The 20,205-nt window shown below is 51.1% G+C and carries 17 protein-coding genes, 1 tRNA gene and 1 pseudogene; 9 read left to right on the forward strand and 10 right to left on the reverse strand.

Annotation, left to right across the window (positions count from 1 at the left end):
- Positions 1–70: 70 nt before the first annotated feature.
- Entirely contained in the window at positions 71–355 is a 285-nt protein-coding gene (locus tag BEG40_RS13820; protein WP_010353400.1) for a YfcZ/YiiS family protein, read from the reverse strand.
- 371 nt (positions 356–726) lie between these two features.
- Here BEG40_RS13820 and fadL point away from each other — a divergent pair, with 371 nt between their 5' ends.
- Positions 727–2,067: a long-chain fatty acid transporter FadL gene (gene fadL, locus BEG40_RS13830; protein ID WP_010355469.1), complete on the forward strand. Its 1,341-nt coding sequence runs from the start codon at positions 727–729 to the stop codon at positions 2,065–2,067.
- Between the two features lie 61 nt (positions 2,068–2,128).
- On the opposite strand, the gene mlaA is transcribed toward fadL, so the two are convergent.
- A complete protein-coding gene (gene mlaA / locus BEG40_RS13835) occupies positions 2,129–2,884 on the reverse strand; it encodes a phospholipid-binding lipoprotein MlaA (protein WP_000776783.1) in 756 nt (251 codons plus the stop codon).
- A gap of 303 nt (positions 2,885–3,187) precedes the next feature.
- On the opposite strand from mlaA, the gene BEG40_RS13845 reads away from it, so the two are divergent.
- The gene (locus BEG40_RS13845; RefSeq protein ID WP_105285574.1) at positions 3,188–4,120 is read left to right on the forward strand and encodes a formate/nitrite transporter family protein; all 933 of its coding nucleotides are present in this window, start codon (positions 3,188–3,190) and stop codon (positions 4,118–4,120) included.
- Positions 4,121–4,195: 75 nt separating this feature from the next.
- Positions 4,196–4,270, forward strand: a tRNA-Arg gene (locus BEG40_RS13850).
- 4 nt (positions 4,271–4,274) lie between these two features.
- Here the strand turns inward: BEG40_RS13850 and BEG40_RS13855 are convergent.
- On the reverse strand, positions 4,275–4,517 hold the full coding sequence (locus tag BEG40_RS13855; protein WP_000639882.1) for a YfdY family protein: 243 nt from the start codon (positions 4,515–4,517) through the stop codon (positions 4,275–4,277).
- Positions 4,518–4,867: 350 nt separating this feature from the next.
- Here BEG40_RS13855 and lpxP point away from each other — a divergent pair, with 350 nt between their 5' ends.
- Positions 4,868–5,788: a kdo(2)-lipid IV(A) palmitoleoyltransferase gene (lpxP, locus tag BEG40_RS13865; protein WP_000484420.1), complete on the forward strand. Its 921-nt coding sequence runs from the start codon at positions 4,868–4,870 to the stop codon at positions 5,786–5,788.
- 354 nt (positions 5,789–6,142) lie between these two features.
- On the forward strand, positions 6,143–6,214 hold the full coding sequence (gene ypdK / locus BEG40_RS13870; protein WP_010723117.1) for a membrane protein YpdK: 72 nt from the start codon (positions 6,143–6,145) through the stop codon (positions 6,212–6,214).
- Positions 6,215–6,277: 63 nt separating this feature from the next.
- Here ypdK and alaC read toward each other — a convergent pair whose 3' ends face one another.
- Positions 6,278–7,516 carry an alanine transaminase gene (alaC, locus tag BEG40_RS13875; RefSeq protein ID WP_000785907.1) on the reverse strand — a complete coding sequence of 413 codons (1,239 nt, stop codon included), beginning with the start codon at positions 7,514–7,516 and terminating at the stop codon, positions 6,278–6,280.
- 376 nt (positions 7,517–7,892) lie between these two features.
- Here alaC and ypdA point away from each other — a divergent pair, with 376 nt between their 5' ends.
- From ypdA to BEG40_RS13895, 3 genes are read left to right on the forward strand one after another with little or no spacing between them, the layout of a single operon-like run.
- Complete coding sequence (gene ypdA, locus BEG40_RS13885; protein ID WP_000544385.1) at positions 7,893–9,590, forward strand: two-component system sensor histidine kinase YpdA; 1,698 nt, start codon at positions 7,893–7,895, stop codon at positions 9,588–9,590.
- Positions 9,591–9,604: 14 nt separating this feature from the next.
- On the forward strand, positions 9,605–10,339 hold the full coding sequence (gene ypdB / locus BEG40_RS13890) for a two-component system response regulator YpdB (RefSeq protein WP_001295458.1): 735 nt from the start codon (positions 9,605–9,607) through the stop codon (positions 10,337–10,339).
- A 12-nt stretch (positions 10,340–10,351) separates the two neighbouring features.
- Positions 10,352–11,209 (forward strand): AraC family transcriptional regulator, encoded by an 858-nt coding sequence (locus BEG40_RS13895; RefSeq protein ID WP_105285576.1) that lies wholly within the window; start codon positions 10,352–10,354, stop codon positions 11,207–11,209.
- 2 nt (positions 11,210–11,211) lie between these two features.
- Here the strand turns inward: BEG40_RS13895 and ptsP are convergent, their stop codons facing one another.
- The 6 genes and pseudogenes from ptsP to glk all read right to left on the reverse strand — a co-directional run bounded on the left by ptsP (position 11,212) and on the right by glk (position 18,648).
- The gene (gene ptsP, locus BEG40_RS13900; protein ID WP_105285577.1) at positions 11,212–13,707 is read right to left on the reverse strand and encodes a phosphoenolpyruvate--protein phosphotransferase; all 2,496 of its coding nucleotides are present in this window, start codon (positions 13,705–13,707) and stop codon (positions 11,212–11,214) included.
- Between the two features lie 24 nt (positions 13,708–13,731).
- Positions 13,732–14,769 (reverse strand): annotated as a pseudogene (gene ypdE, locus BEG40_RS13905) (aminopeptidase).
- Complete coding sequence (ypdF, locus tag BEG40_RS13910; RefSeq protein WP_105285578.1) at positions 14,769–15,854, reverse strand: aminopeptidase; 1,086 nt, start codon at positions 15,852–15,854, stop codon at positions 14,769–14,771. Before ypdF ends, ypdE begins: the two are co-directional and overlap by 1 nt.
- A 14-nt stretch (positions 15,855–15,868) precedes the next feature.
- Positions 15,869–17,116, reverse strand: coding sequence for a PTS fructose transporter subunit IIC (locus tag BEG40_RS13915; RefSeq protein ID WP_032225848.1), 1,248 nt, complete (start codon positions 17,114–17,116; stop codon positions 15,869–15,871).
- Positions 17,117–17,137: 21 nt separating this feature from the next.
- Positions 17,138–17,464 (reverse strand): PTS fructose transporter subunit IIB, encoded by a 327-nt coding sequence (locus BEG40_RS13920; RefSeq protein ID WP_105285579.1) that lies wholly within the window; start codon positions 17,462–17,464, stop codon positions 17,138–17,140.
- Between the two features lie 218 nt (positions 17,465–17,682).
- Positions 17,683–18,648, reverse strand: coding sequence for a glucokinase (gene glk, locus BEG40_RS13925; RefSeq protein ID WP_000170360.1), 966 nt, complete (start codon positions 18,646–18,648; stop codon positions 17,683–17,685).
- Between the two features lie 203 nt (positions 18,649–18,851).
- On the opposite strand from glk, the gene BEG40_RS13930 reads away from it, so the two are divergent.
- Positions 18,852–20,108, forward strand: a complete 1,257-nt coding sequence (locus BEG40_RS13930) for an ion channel protein (RefSeq protein WP_105285580.1) — start codon at positions 18,852–18,854, stop codon at positions 20,106–20,108.
- Positions 20,109–20,205: the final 97 nt, after the last annotated feature.

Raw genomic sequence — 20,205 nt, forward strand, 5'->3', positions numbered from 1 at the left:
AGAGAAAAGAAGAAGAGAAAACAAAACGCCCCAGCCAGCAACTGGCAGGGGCGTGCGTACCTGAGAGGAATTAACGCAGACCCAGCTGGAAGATCAGCATTTCAGCTTCGCAGGCAAAAGTGAAATCGATATCCAGGCGAACACCGTCAGACTCTTCAGTGAAAGTCGGGGTGATTTTGCAAGGTTCGGATTCCACGCCACGGGCTTTTTCAGTCAGCGCCGCCAGCATTTGTTCTGCTTCTGCGCGGTTTGCAAACACGCGGCTATAAGACGCGGTGCAATCGGAGTTGTCCATAATGGTGCCAACATCCATACAGCAGCAAACCGGGGTTTCATCAGCACTACATTTACTCATCGTTGATTTCCTCTGTATGTGCACCCAAGGTGCCAGATAAACGTTGCGGATATTTTACGCTTCCGGAAAGTGCTGCTCCAGTTGTTAATTCTGCAAAATCGGATAAGTGACCGAAATCACACTTAAAAATGATCTAAAACAAAATTCACCCGGATGGATGAGTGCGCCACCTCCAAATTTTGCCAGCTTGATCGCGTTTCTTAGATCATATTTGAAAAAAGATAGAAACATACTTGCAACATCCCATCTGGTCAGACCTATACTCTCGCCACTGGTCTGATTTCTAAGATGTACATCAGCCCCTACACTTCGCGCTCCTGTTACAGCACGTAACATAGTTTGTATAAAAATAAATTATTGAGGTTATGGTCATGAGCCAGAAAACCCTGTTTACAAAGTCTGCTCTCGCAGTCGCAGTGGCACTTATCTCCACCCAGGCCTGGTCGGCAGGCTTTCAGTTAAACGAATTTTCTTCCTCTGGCCTGGGCCGGGCTTATTCAGGGGAAGGCGCAATTGCCGATGATGCCGGTAACGTCAGCCGTAACCCCGCGTTGATTACCATGTTTGACCGCCCGACTTTTTCTGCGGGTGCGGTTTATATTGATCCGGATGTAGATATTACCGGACATTCTAATTTAACCGGTCAGAGTGCAAATGCTAAAAATATCGCACCGACAGCGTGGGTACCTAACCTGCACTTTGTCGCGCCTATTAACGATCAGTTTGGTTGGGGGGCATCAATAACGTCCAACTACGGCCTGGCTACGGAATTTACCGACAACTACGCTGCTGGTATCTATGGCGGTAAAACCGATCTGCAGACAATCAACCTTAACCTTAGCGGGGCTTATCGCCTTAACAATAGCTGGAGTTTTGGTCTTGGTTTTGATGCTGTTTACGCCAAGGCAAAAATTGAGCGTTACGCCGGTTCGCTGGGGCCTTTGTTGTCTCAACAGTTGATTGCCCAGGGTGTACCCGCTTCATTGACCAATGGTATTAATACTCCGGACTCTCAAATTGCTCATCTGAAAGGTGACGAGTGGGGCTTTGGCTGGAACGCGGGTATTCTTTATGAACTGGATAAAGATAACCGTTGGGGCCTGACATATCGTTCAGAAGTTAAAATCGACTTCGAAGGGGATTACAAAAGCTCCATTAACCCAAATCTGAACAACATTTTGGGTAACATGGGCTTGCCGTATGGCACGATGGGTGCAACACAAAATGGATCCTTGACACTCAACCTGCCTGAGATGTGGGAGATTTCTGGTTATAACCGTGTTGCGCCGCAGTGGGCAATTCACTACAGCATGGCCTATACCAGCTGGAGCCAGTTTCAGGAGCTGAAAGCGAAAGGCGATAGTGGTCAGACGCTGTTCTATAAAGATGAAGGATTCCGTGACGCATATCGTATCGCGTTGGGTGCAACCTACTATTACGATAAAAACTGGACCTTCCGTACCGGTATCGCCTATGACGACAGCCCGGTTCCGGCAGATAAACGTTCTATTTCCATTCCTGACCAGGATCGCTTGTGGTTAAGTGCTGGGTTAACCTACGCATTTAATGAAGATGCATCCATTGACGTTGGCGCATCTTATATGCATGGTCAGAAAGTGAAATTCACCGAAGGTGAAGGCGCGGCAGCTTATTCCTTCGAGTCTGAAGGTAAAGCCTGGCTGTTCGGGACTAACTTTAATTACGCGTTCTAATAACACGTTAGCTTAGTAAGAAAAAAGGTGAGTTTTACGACTCACCTTTTTTATTTGCGGCTTATTCAGAATCGATATCTTTTAAATCATCCTGAATCGCTTGCGCATTCGGGTTTTCTTGTGGTTTGAGTTCACCGCCATTGGCGATGAAATCATGACGCTGGAAGTAAGCCTCGCGCACCATGATATAAGGATCGGAGGACTGGCGAAGCAAGCCGTCAGAATCCAGCAACTGCGCACGAGTTTCGATCCCTTCAAGCGTCCATTTACCCACCGACATCGGCCAGGTCAGCCAGGAAAGTACCGGGTAAAGACTATCTGCCATATCACCGCCGTCATCACGCAGCGTAAAGCTACCGTAGAACGGTAACTGAACGTACGGCCCATAGCCCACGCCATAGTGACCGAGCGTGCTACCAAAACGGTGAGGTTCAGTGCGTTGCAGTTTCGGATTCGCCATCCCCGCAACATCAATAAAGCCGCCCATACCCAAAATGGTGTTCAGGAAAAAGCGGGTAAAGTGAACCATCCCCTGATAAGGGTCGCCCTGCAAGAAGTAGTTAACCATCACCGCAGGTTCTTCAAGGTTGCCGGTAAAGTTGCTCAAACCGTTACGCGCCGGTTGCGGAACATAATCACGCCAGACGACAGCTACCGGTCGAACCACATACGGGTCTAACACATTGAAGTTAAAATTGTACATGGTGCGGTTGAACCCTTCTAACGGGTCAGAACGCCCTTGCTGATCTGTACCGGAACTCGCACACCCCACCAGAAGCGTAGTTCCCAGAGCAAGCGCCGACAGGCGAAGCTTCATAAATGTCTCCCTGTTTTTTATGGCTTTTTTATGGCTTATGCAGTTTGCCATCCATGACGGAACGATACCGTATCCGCCTGTTTAGGTGTGGGCGATTGTAACAGCACGTCAACTGATGTCCAGACGCCCTGGAATGCTGACTTGATCATAGCCTGGTAATCGCCGCCCTGTAGGCTACTTGATTCTGTAGAAACAGAAAAAGGCAAACGCAGTCTTTTATACATTTTCAGAGTAACTCCCGCCAGTTGCGAGCAAAAAAGCCGCTACGCTTTAGCTATACGTGCTAATTCAAGAGACGACACCATGGACAATGACAAAATAGATAAACACAGCGACGAACTTGAAGTAGAGAGCGAAGAAAAAGAGCGTGGAAAAAAAATAGAAATCGATGAAGACCGGCTCCCCTCCAGAGCGATGGCTATTCACGAACATATCCGCCAGGACGGCGAAAAAGAGCTGGAGCGCGACGCAATGGCGCTACTATGGTCAGCCATTGCAGCGGGTCTGTCGATGGGCGCATCTCTACTGGCAAAAGGGATATTTCATGTCGAACTGGAAGGTGTACCGGGGAGCTTTTTGCTGGAGAATCTGGGTTATACCTTTGGTTTTATTATCGTCATTATGGCTCGCCAGCAATTATTTACTGAGAATACCGTAACTGCGGTACTGCCGGTGATGCAAAAACCGACTATCGGCAACATCGGCTTACTGATGCGGTTATGGGGTGTCGTACTGCTGGGTAATATTCTCGGAACAGGTATTGCGGCGTGGGCGTTTGAGTATATGCCTATCTTTAATGAAGAAACCCGCGATGCGTTTGTCAAAATCGGCATGGGTGTGATGAAGAACACCCCCAGCGAGATGTTTGCCAACGCGATCATCTCCGGCTGGCTTATAGCCACAATGGTATGGATGTTCCCTGCTGCGGGAGCGGCAAAGATTGTCGTAATTATATTGATGACATGGCTTATCGCACTGGGCGACACTACCCACATCGTCGTCGGTTCTGTAGAGATCCTCTATCTGGTCTTTAACGGCACGCTGCACTGGAGCGATTTCATCTGGCCATTCGCGCTACCTACTCTGGCGGGAAACATCTGCGGCGGCACCTTCATCTTCGCATTAATGAGCCATGCGCAAATCCGTAACGATATGAGTAACAAGCGTAAAGAAGAGGCACGCCAGAAAGCAGAACATGCGGAAATCATTAAGAAAAATGATAAAAATCTGCTATAAGTGGCGAGGGTTTAAGCAATCGAGCGACAGTGTACTTACCCCGCTGTTTAATAGCGGTTATACTCATGCCGCATTGTCCTCTTAGTTAAATGGATATAACGAGCCCCTCCTAAGGGCTAATTGCAGGTTCGATTCCTGCAGGGGACACCATTTATTACCGCCTTCCATACCCCACCATAAAGCGGATCATCAAGCCACAAGCTGGGGCAATAAACATAAATATCCCCGTTACCAGCTCATTACCGCCAGTTAACCACATAGTGAAGTAATAAATGAGGGCGGCGAGGATCACCATGCCGAAAAATGAAGAGACAGCAGATACTACATTTAGTACCTGGCCAATATATCCGCTGACACAAACGATACACAGAGCGAGAAACATCCATAAATAAATCATAGCTCAACCTCCTGCCGCGCTAAAAAACCTGTTACTTCAGGTAGTTTAATAGTAAGACAATTCTTAATCGCTGGCAATTTTTGCCAGGTTCTAATAAAAACAAGATGTTAAAAATAGAGCTTCCAGTTCTGAAAAATATTTACTTGAGTGATTAATAATCAGTAGCTGAAAACAATCGGCTGATGATAAAATGGAAGTACCGCATTCATGCTCCTCGTGGTTTTGTCCTGGCTAGTCTTTACACTCTTTACAGGAACCATTGTCGTACATGATGGCCTAATATATTGAGTGTACCGCTGTCGACATGGAATCTTCTGCGATACAACAATTCGTATCTACAGAAGGTAACTATGTTTCCACAACGCAAATTTTCCCGCGAGTTTCTCCATCCTCGCTACTGGCTCACGTGGTTTGGTCTGGGCGTACTCTGGCTTTGGGTACAGCTTCCTTATCCTGTCCTGTGTTTTCTTGGCACACGTATCGGCACGATGGCCAGACCATTTCTGAAACGTCGCGAATCCATCGCCCGCAAAAACCTTGAACTTTGCTTCCCGCAGCATTCATCTGAAGAACGCGAGAAGATGATTGCCGAAAACTTTCGTTCACTCGGCATGGCGCTGGTAGAAACCGGCATGGCGTGGTTCTGGCCCGATCGTCGCGTGCGTAAATGGTTTGATGTTGAAGGTCTGGATAACCTGCAACGCGCGCAAATGCAAAATCGCGGCGTGATGGTAGTCGGCGTACATTTTATGTCACTGGAACTGGGCGGCCGCGTAATGGGGATTTGCCAGCCAATGATGGCAACTTATCGTCCGCATAATAATCAATTGATGGAATGGGTGCAGACCCGTGGTCGGATGCGTTCGAATAAAGCGATGATCGGCAGAAATAATCTGCGCGGTATTGTTGGTGCTTTGAAAAAAGGTGAAGCCGTATGGTTCGCTCCCGACCAGGATTATGGTCGTAAAGGAAGCTCCTTCGCTCCGTTCTTTGCGGTAGAAAATGTTGCGACAACCAATGGCACTTACGTATTGTCACGCCTCTCAGGTTCCGCCATGTTGACTGTGACGATGGTACGAAAAGCCGATTACAGCGGATACCGTTTGTATATCACCCCAGAAATGGAAGGCTACCCGACAGATGAAGGTCAGGCTGCGGCTTATATGAACAAGATTATTGAGAAAGAGATTATGCGCGCACCGGAGCAGTATCTCTGGATCCACCGCCGCTTCAAAACGCGTCCGGTGGGTGAAGCGTCGTTATACGTTTAACAAACGACCAGCTCTTCTTCCCTCCTCAAATTAGCCATAATAACTCAATGGTTTTTATGGCTTTTTTCTTAAGGCTTTCCCCTTCGCTGAATCATGAATTATTACTGACAGAAATTAAACTGTCGCCGATATGAGACACTCGTAAGTTACTAAAAGTAAATAAGAAAATGCCACTTGTTTCAATTTAGTTTTAGGCGTACATTAGCGCCGTCTCGAGCAAATCAGCTCAGAATTCTGGGGTGATGCCCACGGCAAAACAGAGGCCTGTTAAGGTCGTTTTCCCGGTGTCAGCTCACTGTATCAGATGTAATGAAGTCATTCAGGCGTAACTGTAATTACGCGGAGAGATGTAAAGTGAAATATTTCTTTATGGGCATTTCTTTTATGGTCATCGTTTGGGCCGGTACTTTTGCCCTGATGATCTAAAAGCAAACTGTGCAACGAAAAACAGGAGCCATCTGGCTCCTGTTTGCTTTTCTGAGAATGCATTTATTCGGCGTTTTCGTGAATATGTTTACTGCTGGCGGGCAGTAAACCGTCTGCGCGGAACATCGCTTTAATCCCGCGTATCGCCTGACGAATACGGTCACGGTTTTCAATCAGCGCAAAGCGTACATGCGTGTCGCCGTAGTCGCCAAAGCCAATCCCCGGAGAGACACAGACCTTCGCTTCGTTAAGCAGCTTTTTGGCAAACTCCAGCGAGCCTATTGCCGCATACGGTTCAGGGATTTTTGCCCAGACATACATCGAAGCCTTCGGCATTTCAACCATCCAGCCCGCTTCATGCAGCCCTTTTACCAGCACATCGCGGCGGCGCTTATACTGTTCGGCAATATCGCGCACGCACTGTTGATCGCCTTCCAGCGCGGCAATTGCAGCCACCTGCAATGGCGTAAAAGTACCGTAATCGTGGTAGCTTTTGATACGCGCCAGCGCACTGACCAGCGTTTTGTTACCGACCATAAAGCCAATACGCCAGCCTGCCATGTTGTAACTTTTCGACAAGGTAAAGAACTCGACCGCCACGTCACGTGCGCCCGGAACCTGCATGATTGACGGCGCTTTCCAGCCATCGTAGACGATATCGGCATAGGCCAGGTCGTGAACCACCAGTACATCGTAGCGTTTCGCCAGCGCAACAACCTTTTCGAAGAATTCCAGTTCCACACATTGCGCGGTTGGGTTCGACGGGAAGCCGAGGATCATCATCTTCGGTTTCGGATAACTTTCGCGAATTGCGCGTTCCAGTTCATTGAAGAAATCAACACCCTCCACCAGTGGCACTGAACGTACCTGCGCACCGGCAATCACCGCGCCGTAGATATGAATCGGATAACTTGGATTCGGCACCAGCACAGTGTCGCCGTGATCCAGCGTCGCCAGCATCAGGTGCGCCAGCCCCTCTTTCGAGCCAATGGTGACGATGGCTTCTGATTCCGGATCTATCTCAACGTCGTAGCGATCCTGATACCAGTGGGAAATGGCGCGACGCAACCGGGGAATGCCGCGTGAAGTGGAATAGCCGTGTGTGTCCGGGCGCTGCGCCACGGTACAGAGTTTTTCGACGATATGCGGCGGGGTCGCGCCGTCCGGATTCCCCATACTGAAATCGATAATATCTTCGCCACGCCGGCGCGCAGCCATTTTCAGTTCAGCGGTAATGTTAAAAACGTAGGGCGGGAGACGATCAATACGCGTAAAGCGACGTTCAGGGCGAGTGTCAGCCATAATTTCCTCAGATTAACGTTAGCGCCCGGACCGTCCGAGCGACGCTGCCACGATGGTGGCTGTTTTGAAAATAGCCTGATTAATTTCTGTCTGTCGAGCGTTTTAGCAAATATTTTTTTCTACCAAAAAAAGAGGAAAACCTGTAATAAAACGGGAAATCCTTACTTTCTTTCAGGAAAATTAAATTCATATTAATTAACATTATAATTTCAATAAATTTACTTATTGAGTGTGCATTATCAAGAGATGCATTGCCAATACACCATTTGCCTGACAATCCCCTTTTAAAATTGTGGTTTTTCCTCAAAAACGGCCTGCTGGTCATCAGCCTTCAGGTTACCTATCATAGAGGTTTAATCCTTATCCAGAGTTACCCGTGCACGAAATATTCAACATGCTGCTGGCGGTCTTCGATCGGGCAGCGTTAATGCTTATCTGCCTGTTCTTTCTCATCCGTATCCGCCTGTTTCGCGAACTGTTGCACAAGTCGGCACACTCACCGAAAGAGCTGCTCGCCGTTACCGCCATTTTCTCGCTGTTTGCCCTGTTCAGCACCTGGTCCGGTGTGCCGGTGGAAGGCTCACTGGTTAATGTACGTATTATTGCGGTGATGTCCGGCGGGATTTTATTTGGCCCGTGGGTGGGGATCATTACCGGCGTGATAGCCGGGATTCACCGCTATCTTATTGATATTGGTGGCGTGACGGCGATCCCCTGCTTTATCACCAGTATTCTGGCGGGATGTATATCGGGCTGGATCAACCTGAAAATCCCCAAAGCGCAGCGTTGGCGAGTCGGTATTCTCGGCGGCATGTTGTGCGAAACGCTGACCATGATTCTGGTGATTGTCTGGGCGCCGACCACTGAACTGGGGCTGGACATTGTGTCAAAAATCGGGATTCCAATGATCCTCGGCAGCGTCTGTATCGGTTTTATTGTGCTGCTGGTGCAAAGCGTTGAGGGCGAAAAGGAGGCCAGCGCCGCGCGGCAAGCCAAGCTGGCGCTGGATATCGCCAACAAAACGCTGCCGCTGTTTCGCCATGTCAATAGCGAGTCATTACGCAAGGTCTGCGAAATTATCCGCGATGACATTCACGCCGATGCGGTAGCAATCACCAATACCGATCATGTGCTGGCCTACGTTGGCGTGGGTGAACATAACTATCAGAATGGTGATGACTTTATTAGCCCAACCACACGTCAGGCGATGAATTACGGAAAAATCATCATTAAAAATAATGATGAAGCTCACCGCACACCGGAAATCCACTCAATGCTGGTGATCCCGCTTTGGGAGAAAGGAGTCGTTACCGGGACGCTGAAAATTTACTACTGCCACGCACATCAGATCACCTCGTCATTGCAGGAAATGGCGGTCGGTTTGTCGCAAATCATCTCCACGCAACTGGAAGTTTCTCGCGCCGAGCAGCTGCGTGAAATGGCAAATAAGGCAGAGCTTCGCGCCCTGCAAAGCAAAATTAATCCCCATTTTCTGTTTAACGCTCTGAATGCAATCTCCTCATCAATTCGCCTGAATCCGGATACCGCTCGCCAGCTGATCTTTAATCTGTCACGTTATCTGCGCTATAACATTGAATTAAAAGACGATGAGCAAATCGATATCAAAAAAGAGCTGTATCAAATAAAAGACTATATCGCCATTGAGCAGGCTCGCTTTGGCGACAAGCTGACGGTTATCTATGATATTGATGAAGAGGTGAATTGCTGTATACCCAGCCTGCTGATCCAGCCGTTGGTGGAGAACGCTATTGTCCACGGTATTCAGCCTTGCAAAGGTAAAGGCGTTGTCACCATCAGCGTTGCAGAGTGCGGTAATCGGGTACGCATTGCGGTGAGAGATACCGGGCACGGCATCGATCCGAAAGTGATTGAGCGGGTCGAAGCGAACGAAATGCCGGGCAATAAAATTGGCCTGCTGAATGTCCATCATCGCGTGAAGTTATTGTATGGCGAGGGGCTGCATATCCGCCGCCTGGAGCCGGGGACGGAAATTGCGTTTTACATTCCTAACCAACGCACCCCAGTCGCCTCACAGGCTACGTTATTGCTTTGAGCCGGAGTGATATTGTGAAAGTCATCATTGTTGAAGACGAATTCCTGGCACAACAGGAACTGAGCTGGCTAATTAAAGAGCACAGCCAGATGGAGATTGTCGGCACCTTTGACGACGGTCTGGACGTGTTGAAGTTTTTGCAGCATAACCGCGTCGACGCCATTTTTCTGGATATCAATATTCCGTCGCTGGATGGCGTGTTGCTGGCGCAAAACATCAGCCAGTTCGCCCATAAACCATTTATTGTGTTCATCACTGCGTGGAAAGAACATGCGGTAGAAGCGTTTGAACTGGAGGCGTTTGACTACATTCTCAAACCGTATCAGGAGTCACGCATTACCGGGATGCTGCAAAAACTGGAAGCGGCCTGGCAACAACAGCAGACCAGCAGTACGCCTGCCGCGACGGTAACGCGTGAGAATGACACCATTAATCTGGTGAAAGATGAGCGAATAATCGTCACGCCAATTAACGATATCTATTACGCCGAAGCGCACGAAAAAATGACCTTTGTCTATACGCGGCGTGAATCCTACGTAATGCCGATGAACATTACCGAGTTTTGCAGCAAGCTACCACCGTCGCATTTTTTCCGCTGCCATCGCTCGTTTTGTGTCAATCTGAACAAAATCCGCGAAATCGAACCGTGGTTTAATAACACCTACATTCTGCGACTGAAAGATCTGGATTTTGAAGTGCCGGTCAGCCGTAGCAAAGTAAAAGAATTCAGGCAGTTAATGCATCTGTAATCGGGAACTTTCATGAAAGCAACAGACTTGCCCGCCGATCAACAATTTTTCGCCGATCTGTTCAGCGGCCTGGTGCTTAACCCGCAACTACTGGGGCGCGTCTGGTTTGCCAGTCAGCCCGCCACGTTGCCGGTGGGCAGTTTGTGTATTGATTTTCCCCGTCTGGATATTGTGCTGCGCGGCGAATACGGCAACCTGCTGGAAGCAAAGCAGCAGCACATGGTGGAAGGAGAAATGCTGTTTATTCCGGCGCGCGCGGCTAATTTACCAGTGAACAAAAAACCGGTGATGCTGTTAAGCCTGGTGTTCGCGCTGACCTGGCTGGGGTTATCGTTTTACGATAGCCGTACCACGTCGTTACTGCATCCGGTTCGCCAGCTCCAGCTTCCCAGCCTGCAACGTGGCGAAGGTGAAGCGATGCTTACTGCCCTCACCCATCTCAGCCGTTCGCCGCTGGAGCAGAATATCATTCAGCCGCTGGTGTTAAGTTTGCTGCATCTTTGCCGAAATGTGGTGAACATGCCGCCGGGCAATTCACAGCCGCGCGGCGATTTTCTCTATCACAGCATTTGTAACTGGGTTCAGGATAACTACGCCCAGCCGCTCACCCGCGAGAGCGTGGCGCAGTTTTTTAATATCACGCCCAATCATCTGTCAAAACTGTTTGCGCAGCATGGGACGATGCGTTTTATCGAATATGTGCGTTGGGTGCGAATGGCAAAGGCGAGGATGATTTTGCAGAAATATCATCTGTCGATTCATGAAGTGGCACAGCGTTGCGGCTTTCCAGACAGCGACTATTTTTGTCGCGTCTTCCGGCGTCAGTTTGGCCTGACGCCGGGAGAGTACAGCGCCCGTTTTCAGGGCTAACTTTAGAAGGTTAATTCTGTTTCCAGCAGCGTCAGGATGCTTTGTGCATCTTGCGCGGCGAACAGCGACTGGCGGAAGTTTTTATTCACCAGTTTGCGCGCCAGCTGCGAGAAGACTTTCACATGATTCATCCCTTCGCTAGCGCCCAGCGTCAGCATAATCACCAGCTCGACTTCGCCCATTTCTGACTGCCAGTCAATCGGTTTCACCAGCCGGGCAATGCTGATACTGGAATGGCGGATCCACTGAGATTTAGTGTGCGGGATCGCCACGCCAAAACCAACGCCAGTGGTGACAATCTCTTCCCGCTGCCAGACATCTTCTTCCAGCTCGAACGGATGTTCAGTGCGCCCGTTAACGCCGAGGTTGCCGCACAGGAACTGAATCGCCTGTTCTTTATTGCTAAAGGACTGATCAACAAAGATATTCTCTAGCGCCAGCAGCGGACGAACGTCTTCTTCCGGCGTAAACGCGGTGAGTAACGCTTCAATTTCCTGCGCGCTGCGACATTCACATGCCTGACGTGCCAGTTCCCGACACGCCTCGCTATCCAGTTGACGCAACTGGCTTTTCACCGCCGGAATGCGTGGGCTACTCATGCTTAACTCATCCAGACCCAGCCCAAGCAGTAGCGGCAGGTAACGGCTTTCACCACCCAGTTCACCACAAATGCCCACCCATTTTCCCCGCTGATGCGCAGTGGTCACTATCTGCTGCAACATGCGCAGGAACGATGGTGTAATCGGGTTATACAGCGGCGATACGCGCGGGTTATTGCGATCGACCGCATACAGATACTGGGTCATATCGTTGGAACCAATACTGAAGAAATCGACCTCATCGCAGAAGTGGTCGATGATGTAGCAAACCGACGGCACTTCCACCATGATACCCAACGTAATCGCCTCTGCATGACGCAGGCCATCGCGCTTAAGCTCAACGATTGCTTTCTGGATCTCGCTCTTCACCCATAAGATCTGATCGAGGCTGTGAACCATCGGAATCATCAACCGGGCGTTGCCAAAACTGGCAGCTCGTAAAATCGCCCGCAGTTGAGTGCGAAACAGGCCGGCAAATTCCGGGTAAATACGTACCGCGCGATAGCCGAGGAACGGGTTCTCTTCCTGGGGAATGTTGAGGTAAGGAATGCTTTTATCGCCGCCGATGTCCATCGTGCGGAAGATAATCGGCTTGTCGCCCGCCGCCAGTAGCACTTGCTGGTAGGCTTCAAACTGTTCCTGTTCGTCCGGCGCGCTGTCGCGATCCATATACAACATTTCGGTACGGAACAGCCCGACGCCTTCCGCGCCATTGGCAAACGCACCTGGTGCTTCCAGAGCAGTGCCAATATTCGCCGCAATATCGATACGCTTGTTATCACGGGAATAGGCCAGCTGCGCGGCGGCCTGCGCCTGTTGCTGCTGACGTTTATCCGCCAGCGTCTGCGCGACCTGGTAATAACCGCTCACCGCGTCATCAGGATTGATCGCCAGCACGCCGCACTGGGCGTCAAGCACCGCAGGTTGCCCGGCATAACGGGCTATCGCATCCAGCGGCAGGCCGCTCAGTACCGGGATCGCCGAGGCGCGGGCCAGAATCAGGGTATGCGAGGTGCGCCCGGTTTTCTCCAGAATCATGCCCGCAAGATTTTTTAAATCGAGGCTCAAAAACTGGCTTGGGGTTAAATCTTCTGCGACCAGAATGGTCGGTTTTTCAAGCAGCAGATTATTGCGCGGTTTCAACTCCGGCCAAGTGATATGCAGCAACTGTTCGCTGATATCACGAATATCACTAACTCGCTCACGCAGATAATCGCTGGCAGAAGCAGAAAGTTTGTCGCAAACCTGCTCCATATTGCTGACGATCGCCGCCCCCAGCCCCTGATGTTGTTCAGCCATCAGACGACGGATATTCCCCGCAAACTCTTCATCCTGAATCAGCGACAAATGGGCGCTAAGAATGGTTTTACTTTCGCCGTCACGCTCACGTAGTTGCTGGTTCAGTTGCTCGGCAAGCGTTGCCAGGCTGTGTTCCAGGCGAGTGGAGTCTTGCGCACTGGCAGGGATCGCCCGATAACTGTCGAGGCTGTCGCTCTGCAACAACGTTAACGAACCAACGCCGACGCCGCTCGCCAGCACGTTACCGTACAGCAAATCCGGGTTAAGGCGACTTAATGAACGTGGCAGCGGATGCGCCGTCAGTTCTGCTTGTGTCGGTTGGATGCTGTCGCTGTCGATAAAGCGCACCTGGATGTACTCTTCGAGTACGCGCCGCGCCTGCTCTTCGTCGCTGCCGCTAATGCTCAGGCTGCAACTGTCATTAAATAAGGTGCCGGTGCCAATCAGCGCCAGTGAACTTTTGGCATCGGCCTTGGCGTTCTGCCGATGGTTGATGAAGATCACTTCACTTTGCCACTGGCTGCACTGTTCTTTAAGTTCCCACGCCGGACGGGCATGAAGGCCGTTAGGCAAAGGACAGAGAAATTGAATTGTTAACATAACCGCTCCGGGTTAATCGGGAAATCATCTGAAATCCGTCAGTTGAACAACCGTCTCACGGGTAAGACGTTGAATAAGGGCAGATAAAAGTTGCTGCATCTGCAAAATGTCGCGGCAATCGGCAATCGATGCGGCGCAATGTCCGTGGCGGGTGGCTGGCCCCATCACCACCGTAGGTACGCCAGTACCGGTTAAATGCACCGCTCCGCCGTCCGTACCGCCGTTGCTGAACATATCGGCCTGTAACGGCACGCCAATTTCTGCCGCCACGGTTTCGATTCAGGCGGTGAGTTTTGGCGGCGCAATCAGCGATTTATCGCTTAACACCAGCATCGGACCGTTACCAATCTGGCGATGGTTCGCCGCGCCATAATCAAAGTTTTTCGCCCAGCAGGCGGTATCAAGCACAATGGCGACGTCCGGCGACACCGCGCGGGTGGCAGTTTGCCCGCCGCGTAACCCCACCTCTTCGCTGGAGCTGGCTACCAGCCACACTTCCGCAGGCAGTTCGGCGTCGTGCAGTTCGCGCAGTAAGGTCACTAACAGGTAGCAACCGAGACGATCGTCAAAAGCTTTACCCATCACCCGCTGGTGAGGGAGAACCTGAAAAGTGGTATCAAACGTGACGCGATCGCCTGGACGAATTCCTGCCTGTATCACTTCGTCATACGAACGCGCACCAATGTCTACGCGCATGGCGCTGACGTCATTCCCCTGCCTCTCGCCGTCAAGCAGGCCAGGTATTTTGCACTCTTCACGGGTGGTGATGCGCACCGGCTGCAACTGGCGGGCAGCCATGCGCACGTTGCCAACCGGCAACACATCGATCGCGCCTTCGCGGGAGATGCTGCGCACCATAAATCCCACTTCGTCCATATGCGCACAGATCATCACTTTCGGACCTGTCGATTCATTGAGGTGGATCAGCACCGATCCCAGACCATCAAATCGCACTTCTTTTTGCAGTCGATCCGCTTCATCCAGCAGAATCTGCCGGACTTCCTGTTCCGAGGAGGCGATCGCATCTGCCTCACTCAACGCTTTTAATAGCGATAAATCCATTATGCCTCTCCCGTGAGCAACACTGTTTTCGGCATGGCGTAGAGCACTTCTGCGCCTTGCGGGGTAACCAGCACGACATCTTCGATGCGCACGCCCCCTTGCCCTGGCAAATAAATCCCCGGCTCTACGGTCAGTAACATGCCTGGCTGGAGCATCGTGGTATCACGTGTTGAAAAACGCGGATCTTCATGAACGTCAATGCCGATAGCATGGCCGGTGTTATGGCCGAAATACTCGCTAAAACCAGCCTCTGTAATCACCCGGCGCGCGGCGTCGTCAACCTGCTGGCAACGCACGCCGGGGCGAATCGCGGAGATTGCCGCCTGCTGCGCTTGCAGGACAATCTGATACACACCAAACAGCGGGTGAGATTCGGCGCTCACCCCTTCGCCATTAACCAGGAAGGTGCGCGTCATATCAGAGCAGTAGCCCTGATACAGCGCACCAAAATCGAGGGTGACAAACTCGCCCGCTGCAACCACTTTGTCGCTGGCTTTACCGTGCGGCAGCGCCCCACGCCAGCCGCTGGCAACAATGGTGTCAAAGGAGGCTTTTTCTGCGCCCTGCTGGCGCATAAACCACTCCAGTTCAGCAGCTATCTCGCATTCGCTCATCCCCGCCTGAATAAAGCGGCGAATATGCTCCGCTCCGCGATCGGCAATCCCACAGGCGAGGCGGATTTTCTCCACCTCCTCTGGCGTTTTGATTTGCCGCAGCACATCCGGCGTGGCGCTTACCAGTTTCGCATTGAGTTCAGACTGCCAGCGGTGCGCGGTTTCCCAACTCACCTGCTGGCCTTCAAAACCGAGCGTTTGCAACTGCTCATCGGCAATGATTTGATTGACGATGGTTGCCAGCATGTGCGTCGCGTCAAGCAAATGCAGCTGGTAGCCTTGCGTACGAGCTTCCACCTCCGCGTAATAGCGCGAATCCACCAGAATGTGCGCACTTTCACGGCTAATCACTACATAACCTGATCCGGTGGAGATCCCCAGATGCGGCTGTTTGTTCTGTCGTGAGGAGAGAAGCACCGCATCCAGTTGTTGCGCCTTAAGCCAGTCACGCAGCGAAGCGAGTAATGTCATCTGAATTTTCCTTCTTACAGGCTATCGATTAACAATTTGCCTTTGCGGAACATCATCAAACGCAGGAACACCACCATCAGCGCGGTAATGATTGCCCCCAGCGCGATCCCCGCCATGTAGACGCCCAGATTAGTCACCAGCGGCCACGCCCAGATTGCTGATTCAGGGAACCATTGCACTGCACCCAACCAGACAGCGGCGGTGGAGCCGACAACCGCACCGACCATATAGGACGGAATTGCGGTGATGGGGCTTTCCAGCGCAAACGGAATCGCACCTTCACTGATCCCCATAAACGCCAGGAACATGGCGGTTTTACCCTGCGGATAAAGCTGGGCGTTAAACAGGCGTTTGCCGGTTAAACGACGGTCGATAATAGTCGCCAGACCCAGACCAATCGGCGGAATGACGATTGCGATAGAACGCGCGGTAACCGGTAATACGTGGTCAGTGGTAAAGCTGAAAGCAACGAAACCTGCTGCTTTGTTGATTGGGCCACCGAGGTCGATTGCGGTCGCTGCTGCGATACCCATCGCATACATCAGCGCCCCCTTCTCACCTGCAGCGGTCAATACGGCACGGATCCCACCGTTGATCCAACCCCCAAATGGGGTGATGACGTAATACATCGCCAGCATGACAAAAATGGCGGAAAGAATCGGTAGCAAAAATGTGGTTTTGAACGCTAACAGGAAATCCGGTAACTGGATTTTCTGGTTCATCCACTTCACGAGATAACCCGCAACGATGGAAATAATCAGTGCACCAATGAAGGTAGACGGCACCGGTGAAGAGGTCGCCCACTGCATAGTACTGGGATCAAAGTTCAGCAGTTGCGTTGGCTGGGTAGACATCAACCCGCCAATAAACCCAGCCGGGAACGCCAGTTTGCCGCCGATAGAGTTCGCCACAAAAGCGGCAAACATCGGAATGGCAAAACCAAACAACACGCCGCCGAAGGACTGCGACAGCCAGGCAAATTTCAGTAAGGAGAGGTCGAAACCGGAAAATTTCCCGCTATTAAGTGCATCCATAATGCCAATGTCAGCGGGAATTTTTAGCCAGCTATAAGCAATCAGCTGGCTGAAAGCGAGGATCACGCCGCCCATAATTAAGGTCGGCACCATGCGTGAAATCCCTGACATCACATGCTGCGGAAGTTCACCCCAGAAGCTGCTTTTAGAGGCCTGCGGATTCTTAATTGCCGCTGCCGCACCGGATGCGCCAGGCACAACGGTTGCACTGCGTTTTTTAATGGCCATAACAATTATCCCTGTCGAAAATTACGGTTGTTCAGCGGCAATCATCTCTTCGATTTCTTTGATGATGCCCGCAGCGTTTTTAATTGCGTCCTGCAAAGTGATTTCATAAACGTCGCGGGATTCGAAACGTTCGTTATCTTCCGGGGTAACAGCTACGGAGTGGATGATGATGGTTGCTTCGGCGATATCCTGCGCCGTCAGGCGATTCTGGATGCCGTCTGCGCCCTGGGTTTCAATCTTCACTTCATAGCCAGCTTCCACCGCAGCCTCTTCCAGCGCCTGAGCCGCCATAAAAGTGTGCGCAAGGCCCATCGGGCAGGCACATAAGGCAATCAGTTTATTACTCATCGTTATTTCCTCGTTCGTTTATAGTTAACGAGTGAAATTATGAACGTGCAAAACAAATTGCCGTTACCAGACAAATAATGCATTTACTGGAGAATTAATCCCGTAGTGCGGAAGTGTGACGCAGGTCGGCCTTGTGATGAAACACAAAGAAAAATTGAACTAACCGCATGATTTAAAAGGTTATCGGGAGAGTTGCCTCCCGATATGGCAGGAAGGATTTACAGGACGTACCCTAAGGTCTGGCGTAAATGTGCGCCTGAGCCGAGAAGACCCGGATTGTCATGGACGATGAGATAAGCCGGAATATCATGGACATATTCTTTAAAGCGGCCTTTGTCTTCAAAAGCGGCACGGAAACCAGAGGCTTTGAAGAACTCAAGGAAACGCGGCACGATACCGCCTGCAATATACACGCCGCCAAATGTGCCGAGATTGAGCGCCAGATTGCCGCCAAAACGGCCCATAATCACGCAAAACAGCGACAACGCGCGGCGGCAATCGGTGCAACTGTCGGCCAGCGCGCGTTCGGTAATATCTTTTGGCTTGAGATTTTCTGGCAGGCGGTTGTCGGCTTTCACAATCGCGCGGTACAAATTCACCAGGCCTGGTCCAGAGAGCACGCGTTCAGCAGAGACATGGCCTATTTCAGCACGCAGTATTTCGAGAATAATGGCCTCTTCTTCGCTGTTTGGCGCAAAATCAACGTGACCGCCTTCGCCTGGCAGGCTTACCCAGCGTTTATCGACATGAACCAAATGCGCCACGCCCAGCCCTGTTCCGGCACCGTAAACCGCGATAGGTTTACCTTCAACCGGTTCCTTACCACCAAACTGGATCAGATGCTCTTTTTTCAGCATCGGGATCGCCATCGATACAGCGGTAAAATCGTTAATAATTTCCAGATGGCTAAAACCGAGATTCTTTTTCATTTCGGCAATTGAGAACGCCCAGGTATGGTTGGTCATTGCCACCCAGTCACCGGTAATTGGGCAAGCGATGGCAATACAACCGTCTTTCACCTCGACCTTATGTTCTTCGAGATAAACGCGGATAACGGCTTCCAGGCTGGGATAATCAAGCCCAGAATAGGTTTTAGCCTGCGAGATTTCACCACTGGCAATATCACACAGAGCAAGACGTGCGTTGGTGCCGCCCACATCACCGACTAATGCATACTTTGTCATTCTTCTACTGCTCCGCTAAAGTCAAAATAATTCTTTCTCACACTGTAAATACCTGGGAGCCTAACAACAACGCCGGAAAGGCGGGCTCCCTGTAAATATCGATCTGGGTCACACTATTACTTTATCGTTTCAGCACCAATTGCAGCGATGCCTTTATGCAAGCTGGGCAAACTAAGTATCTGACCCCGCATAAGGAATAGAACATGCTCCATTCGCGAGCCAGAACCATGTTGTTATTATCGCTTCCTGCCCTGGCAATTGGGATTGCGTCCAGTCTTATTCTGATTGTGGTGATGAAAATCGCCTCGGTATTACAGAATTTACTCTGGCAACGACTGCCGGGAAGTCTGGGGATAGCCCAGGATTCACCGCTGTGGATCATCGGAATATTAACGCTGACGGGGATCGCAGTGGGACTGGTTATCCGTTTCAGCCAGGGTCATGCCGGACCAGACCCCGCCAGTGAACCGCTGATCGGCGCGCCAGTCTCCCCTTCTGCGCTACCAGGGCTTATCGTAGCATTAATTCTCGGTCTTGCCGGTGGCGTCAGCCTGGGGCCGGAACATCCGATTATGACCGTTAATATCGCCCTCGCAGTGGCGATAGGCGCTCGTCTGTTACCTCGAGTTAACCGGATGGAATGGACTATTTTAGCCTCAGCCGGAACTATCGGTGCGCTATTTGGCACACCTGTTGCGGCGGCGTTGATATTTTCGCAAACCTTAAATGGCAGTAATGAAGTGCCGCTATGGGATCGACTCTTTGCGCCGTTAATGGCAGCGGCGGCTGGTGCGCTGACGACAAGTCTATTTTTCCATCCTCATTTTTCGCTGCCCATTGCGCATTACGGACAGATGCAGATGGCAGACATCATCAGCGGTGCGATTGTAGCGGCGATTGCCATCGCTGCGGGGATGGTCGCCGTATGGTGTCTGCCACGGTTGCACGCAATGATGCATCAGATTAAAAACCCTGTGCTCATGCTCGGGGTTGGCGGGTTTATTCTCGGTATTTTGGGCGTTATTGGTGGGCCGGTTTCACTGTTTAAAGGGCTGGATGAGATGCAGCAAATGGTGATGAATCAGGCTTTCAGCACCAGTGATTACTTTTTACTGGCGGTGATTAAGCTCGCCGCTCTGGTCATTGCCGCCGCCAGCGGGTTTCGTGGCGGGCGAATATTCCCGGCAGTGTTTGTTGGCGTGGCGTTAGGTTTGATGCTACATAAACACGTTCCCGCAGTCCCGGCGGCAATTACTGTCTCCTGCGCTATTCTCGGTATGGTACTGGTGGTAACGCGCGATGGCTGGTTAAGCCTGTTTATGGCGGCGGTCGTTGTACCTGATACCAATCTGCTACCGCTACTTTGTATCGTTATGCTTCCGGCATGGCTATTGCTGGCTGGCAAACCAATGATGATTGTGAATCGCCCGAAGCAGCAACCACCCCACGATAGCCTTTAGCAAAAAATGCTCTCCCTCATGATTTAAGAGTTATGGCGATGAAACGGGGCTTTACCTCCCCGTAATATTGCGTTAACAGGCCGCAGACGGCTTCGAT

This window comes from Escherichia sp. MOD1-EC5495 (genome assembly GCF_002965965.1).
Lineage (GTDB): Bacteria > Pseudomonadota > Gammaproteobacteria > Enterobacterales > Enterobacteriaceae > Escherichia > Escherichia ruysiae.

What these genes read in the sequence shown, in the direction of transcription:
- BEG40_RS13820 (WP_010353400.1), bottom strand. Translation starts at nt 355, where the DNA reads ATGAGTAAATGTAGTGCTGATGAAACCCCGGTTTGCTGCTGTATGGAT.
- fadL (WP_010355469.1), top strand. Translation starts at nt 727, where the DNA reads ATGAGCCAGAAAACCCTGTTTACAAAGTCTGCTCTCGCAGTCGCAGTG.
- mlaA (WP_000776783.1), bottom strand. Translation starts at nt 2,884, where the DNA reads ATGAAGCTTCGCCTGTCGGCGCTTGCTCTGGGAACTACGCTTCTGGTG.
- BEG40_RS13845 (WP_105285574.1), top strand. Translation starts at nt 3,188, where the DNA reads ATGGACAATGACAAAATAGATAAACACAGCGACGAACTTGAAGTAGAG.
- BEG40_RS13855 (WP_000639882.1), bottom strand. Translation starts at nt 4,517, where the DNA reads ATGATTTATTTATGGATGTTTCTCGCTCTGTGTATCGTTTGTGTCAGC.
- lpxP (WP_000484420.1), top strand. Translation starts at nt 4,868, where the DNA reads ATGTTTCCACAACGCAAATTTTCCCGCGAGTTTCTCCATCCTCGCTAC.
- alaC (WP_000785907.1), bottom strand. Translation starts at nt 7,516, where the DNA reads ATGGCTGACACTCGCCCTGAACGTCGCTTTACGCGTATTGATCGTCTC.
- BEG40_RS13895 (WP_105285576.1), top strand. Translation starts at nt 10,352, where the DNA reads ATGAAAGCAACAGACTTGCCCGCCGATCAACAATTTTTCGCCGATCTG.
- ptsP (WP_105285577.1), bottom strand. Translation starts at nt 13,707, where the DNA reads ATGTTAACAATTCAATTTCTCTGTCCTTTGCCTAACGGCCTTCATGCC.
- ypdF (WP_105285578.1), bottom strand. Translation starts at nt 15,854, where the DNA reads ATGACATTACTCGCTTCGCTGCGTGACTGGCTTAAGGCGCAACAACTG.
- BEG40_RS13915 (WP_032225848.1), bottom strand. Translation starts at nt 17,116, where the DNA reads ATGGCCATTAAAAAACGCAGTGCAACCGTTGTGCCTGGCGCATCCGGT.
- BEG40_RS13920 (WP_105285579.1), bottom strand. Translation starts at nt 17,464, where the DNA reads ATGAGTAATAAACTGATTGCCTTATGTGCCTGCCCGATGGGCCTTGCG.
- glk (WP_000170360.1), bottom strand. Translation starts at nt 18,648, where the DNA reads ATGACAAAGTATGCATTAGTCGGTGATGTGGGCGGCACCAACGCACGT.
- BEG40_RS13930 (WP_105285580.1), top strand. Translation starts at nt 18,852, where the DNA reads ATGCTCCATTCGCGAGCCAGAACCATGTTGTTATTATCGCTTCCTGCC.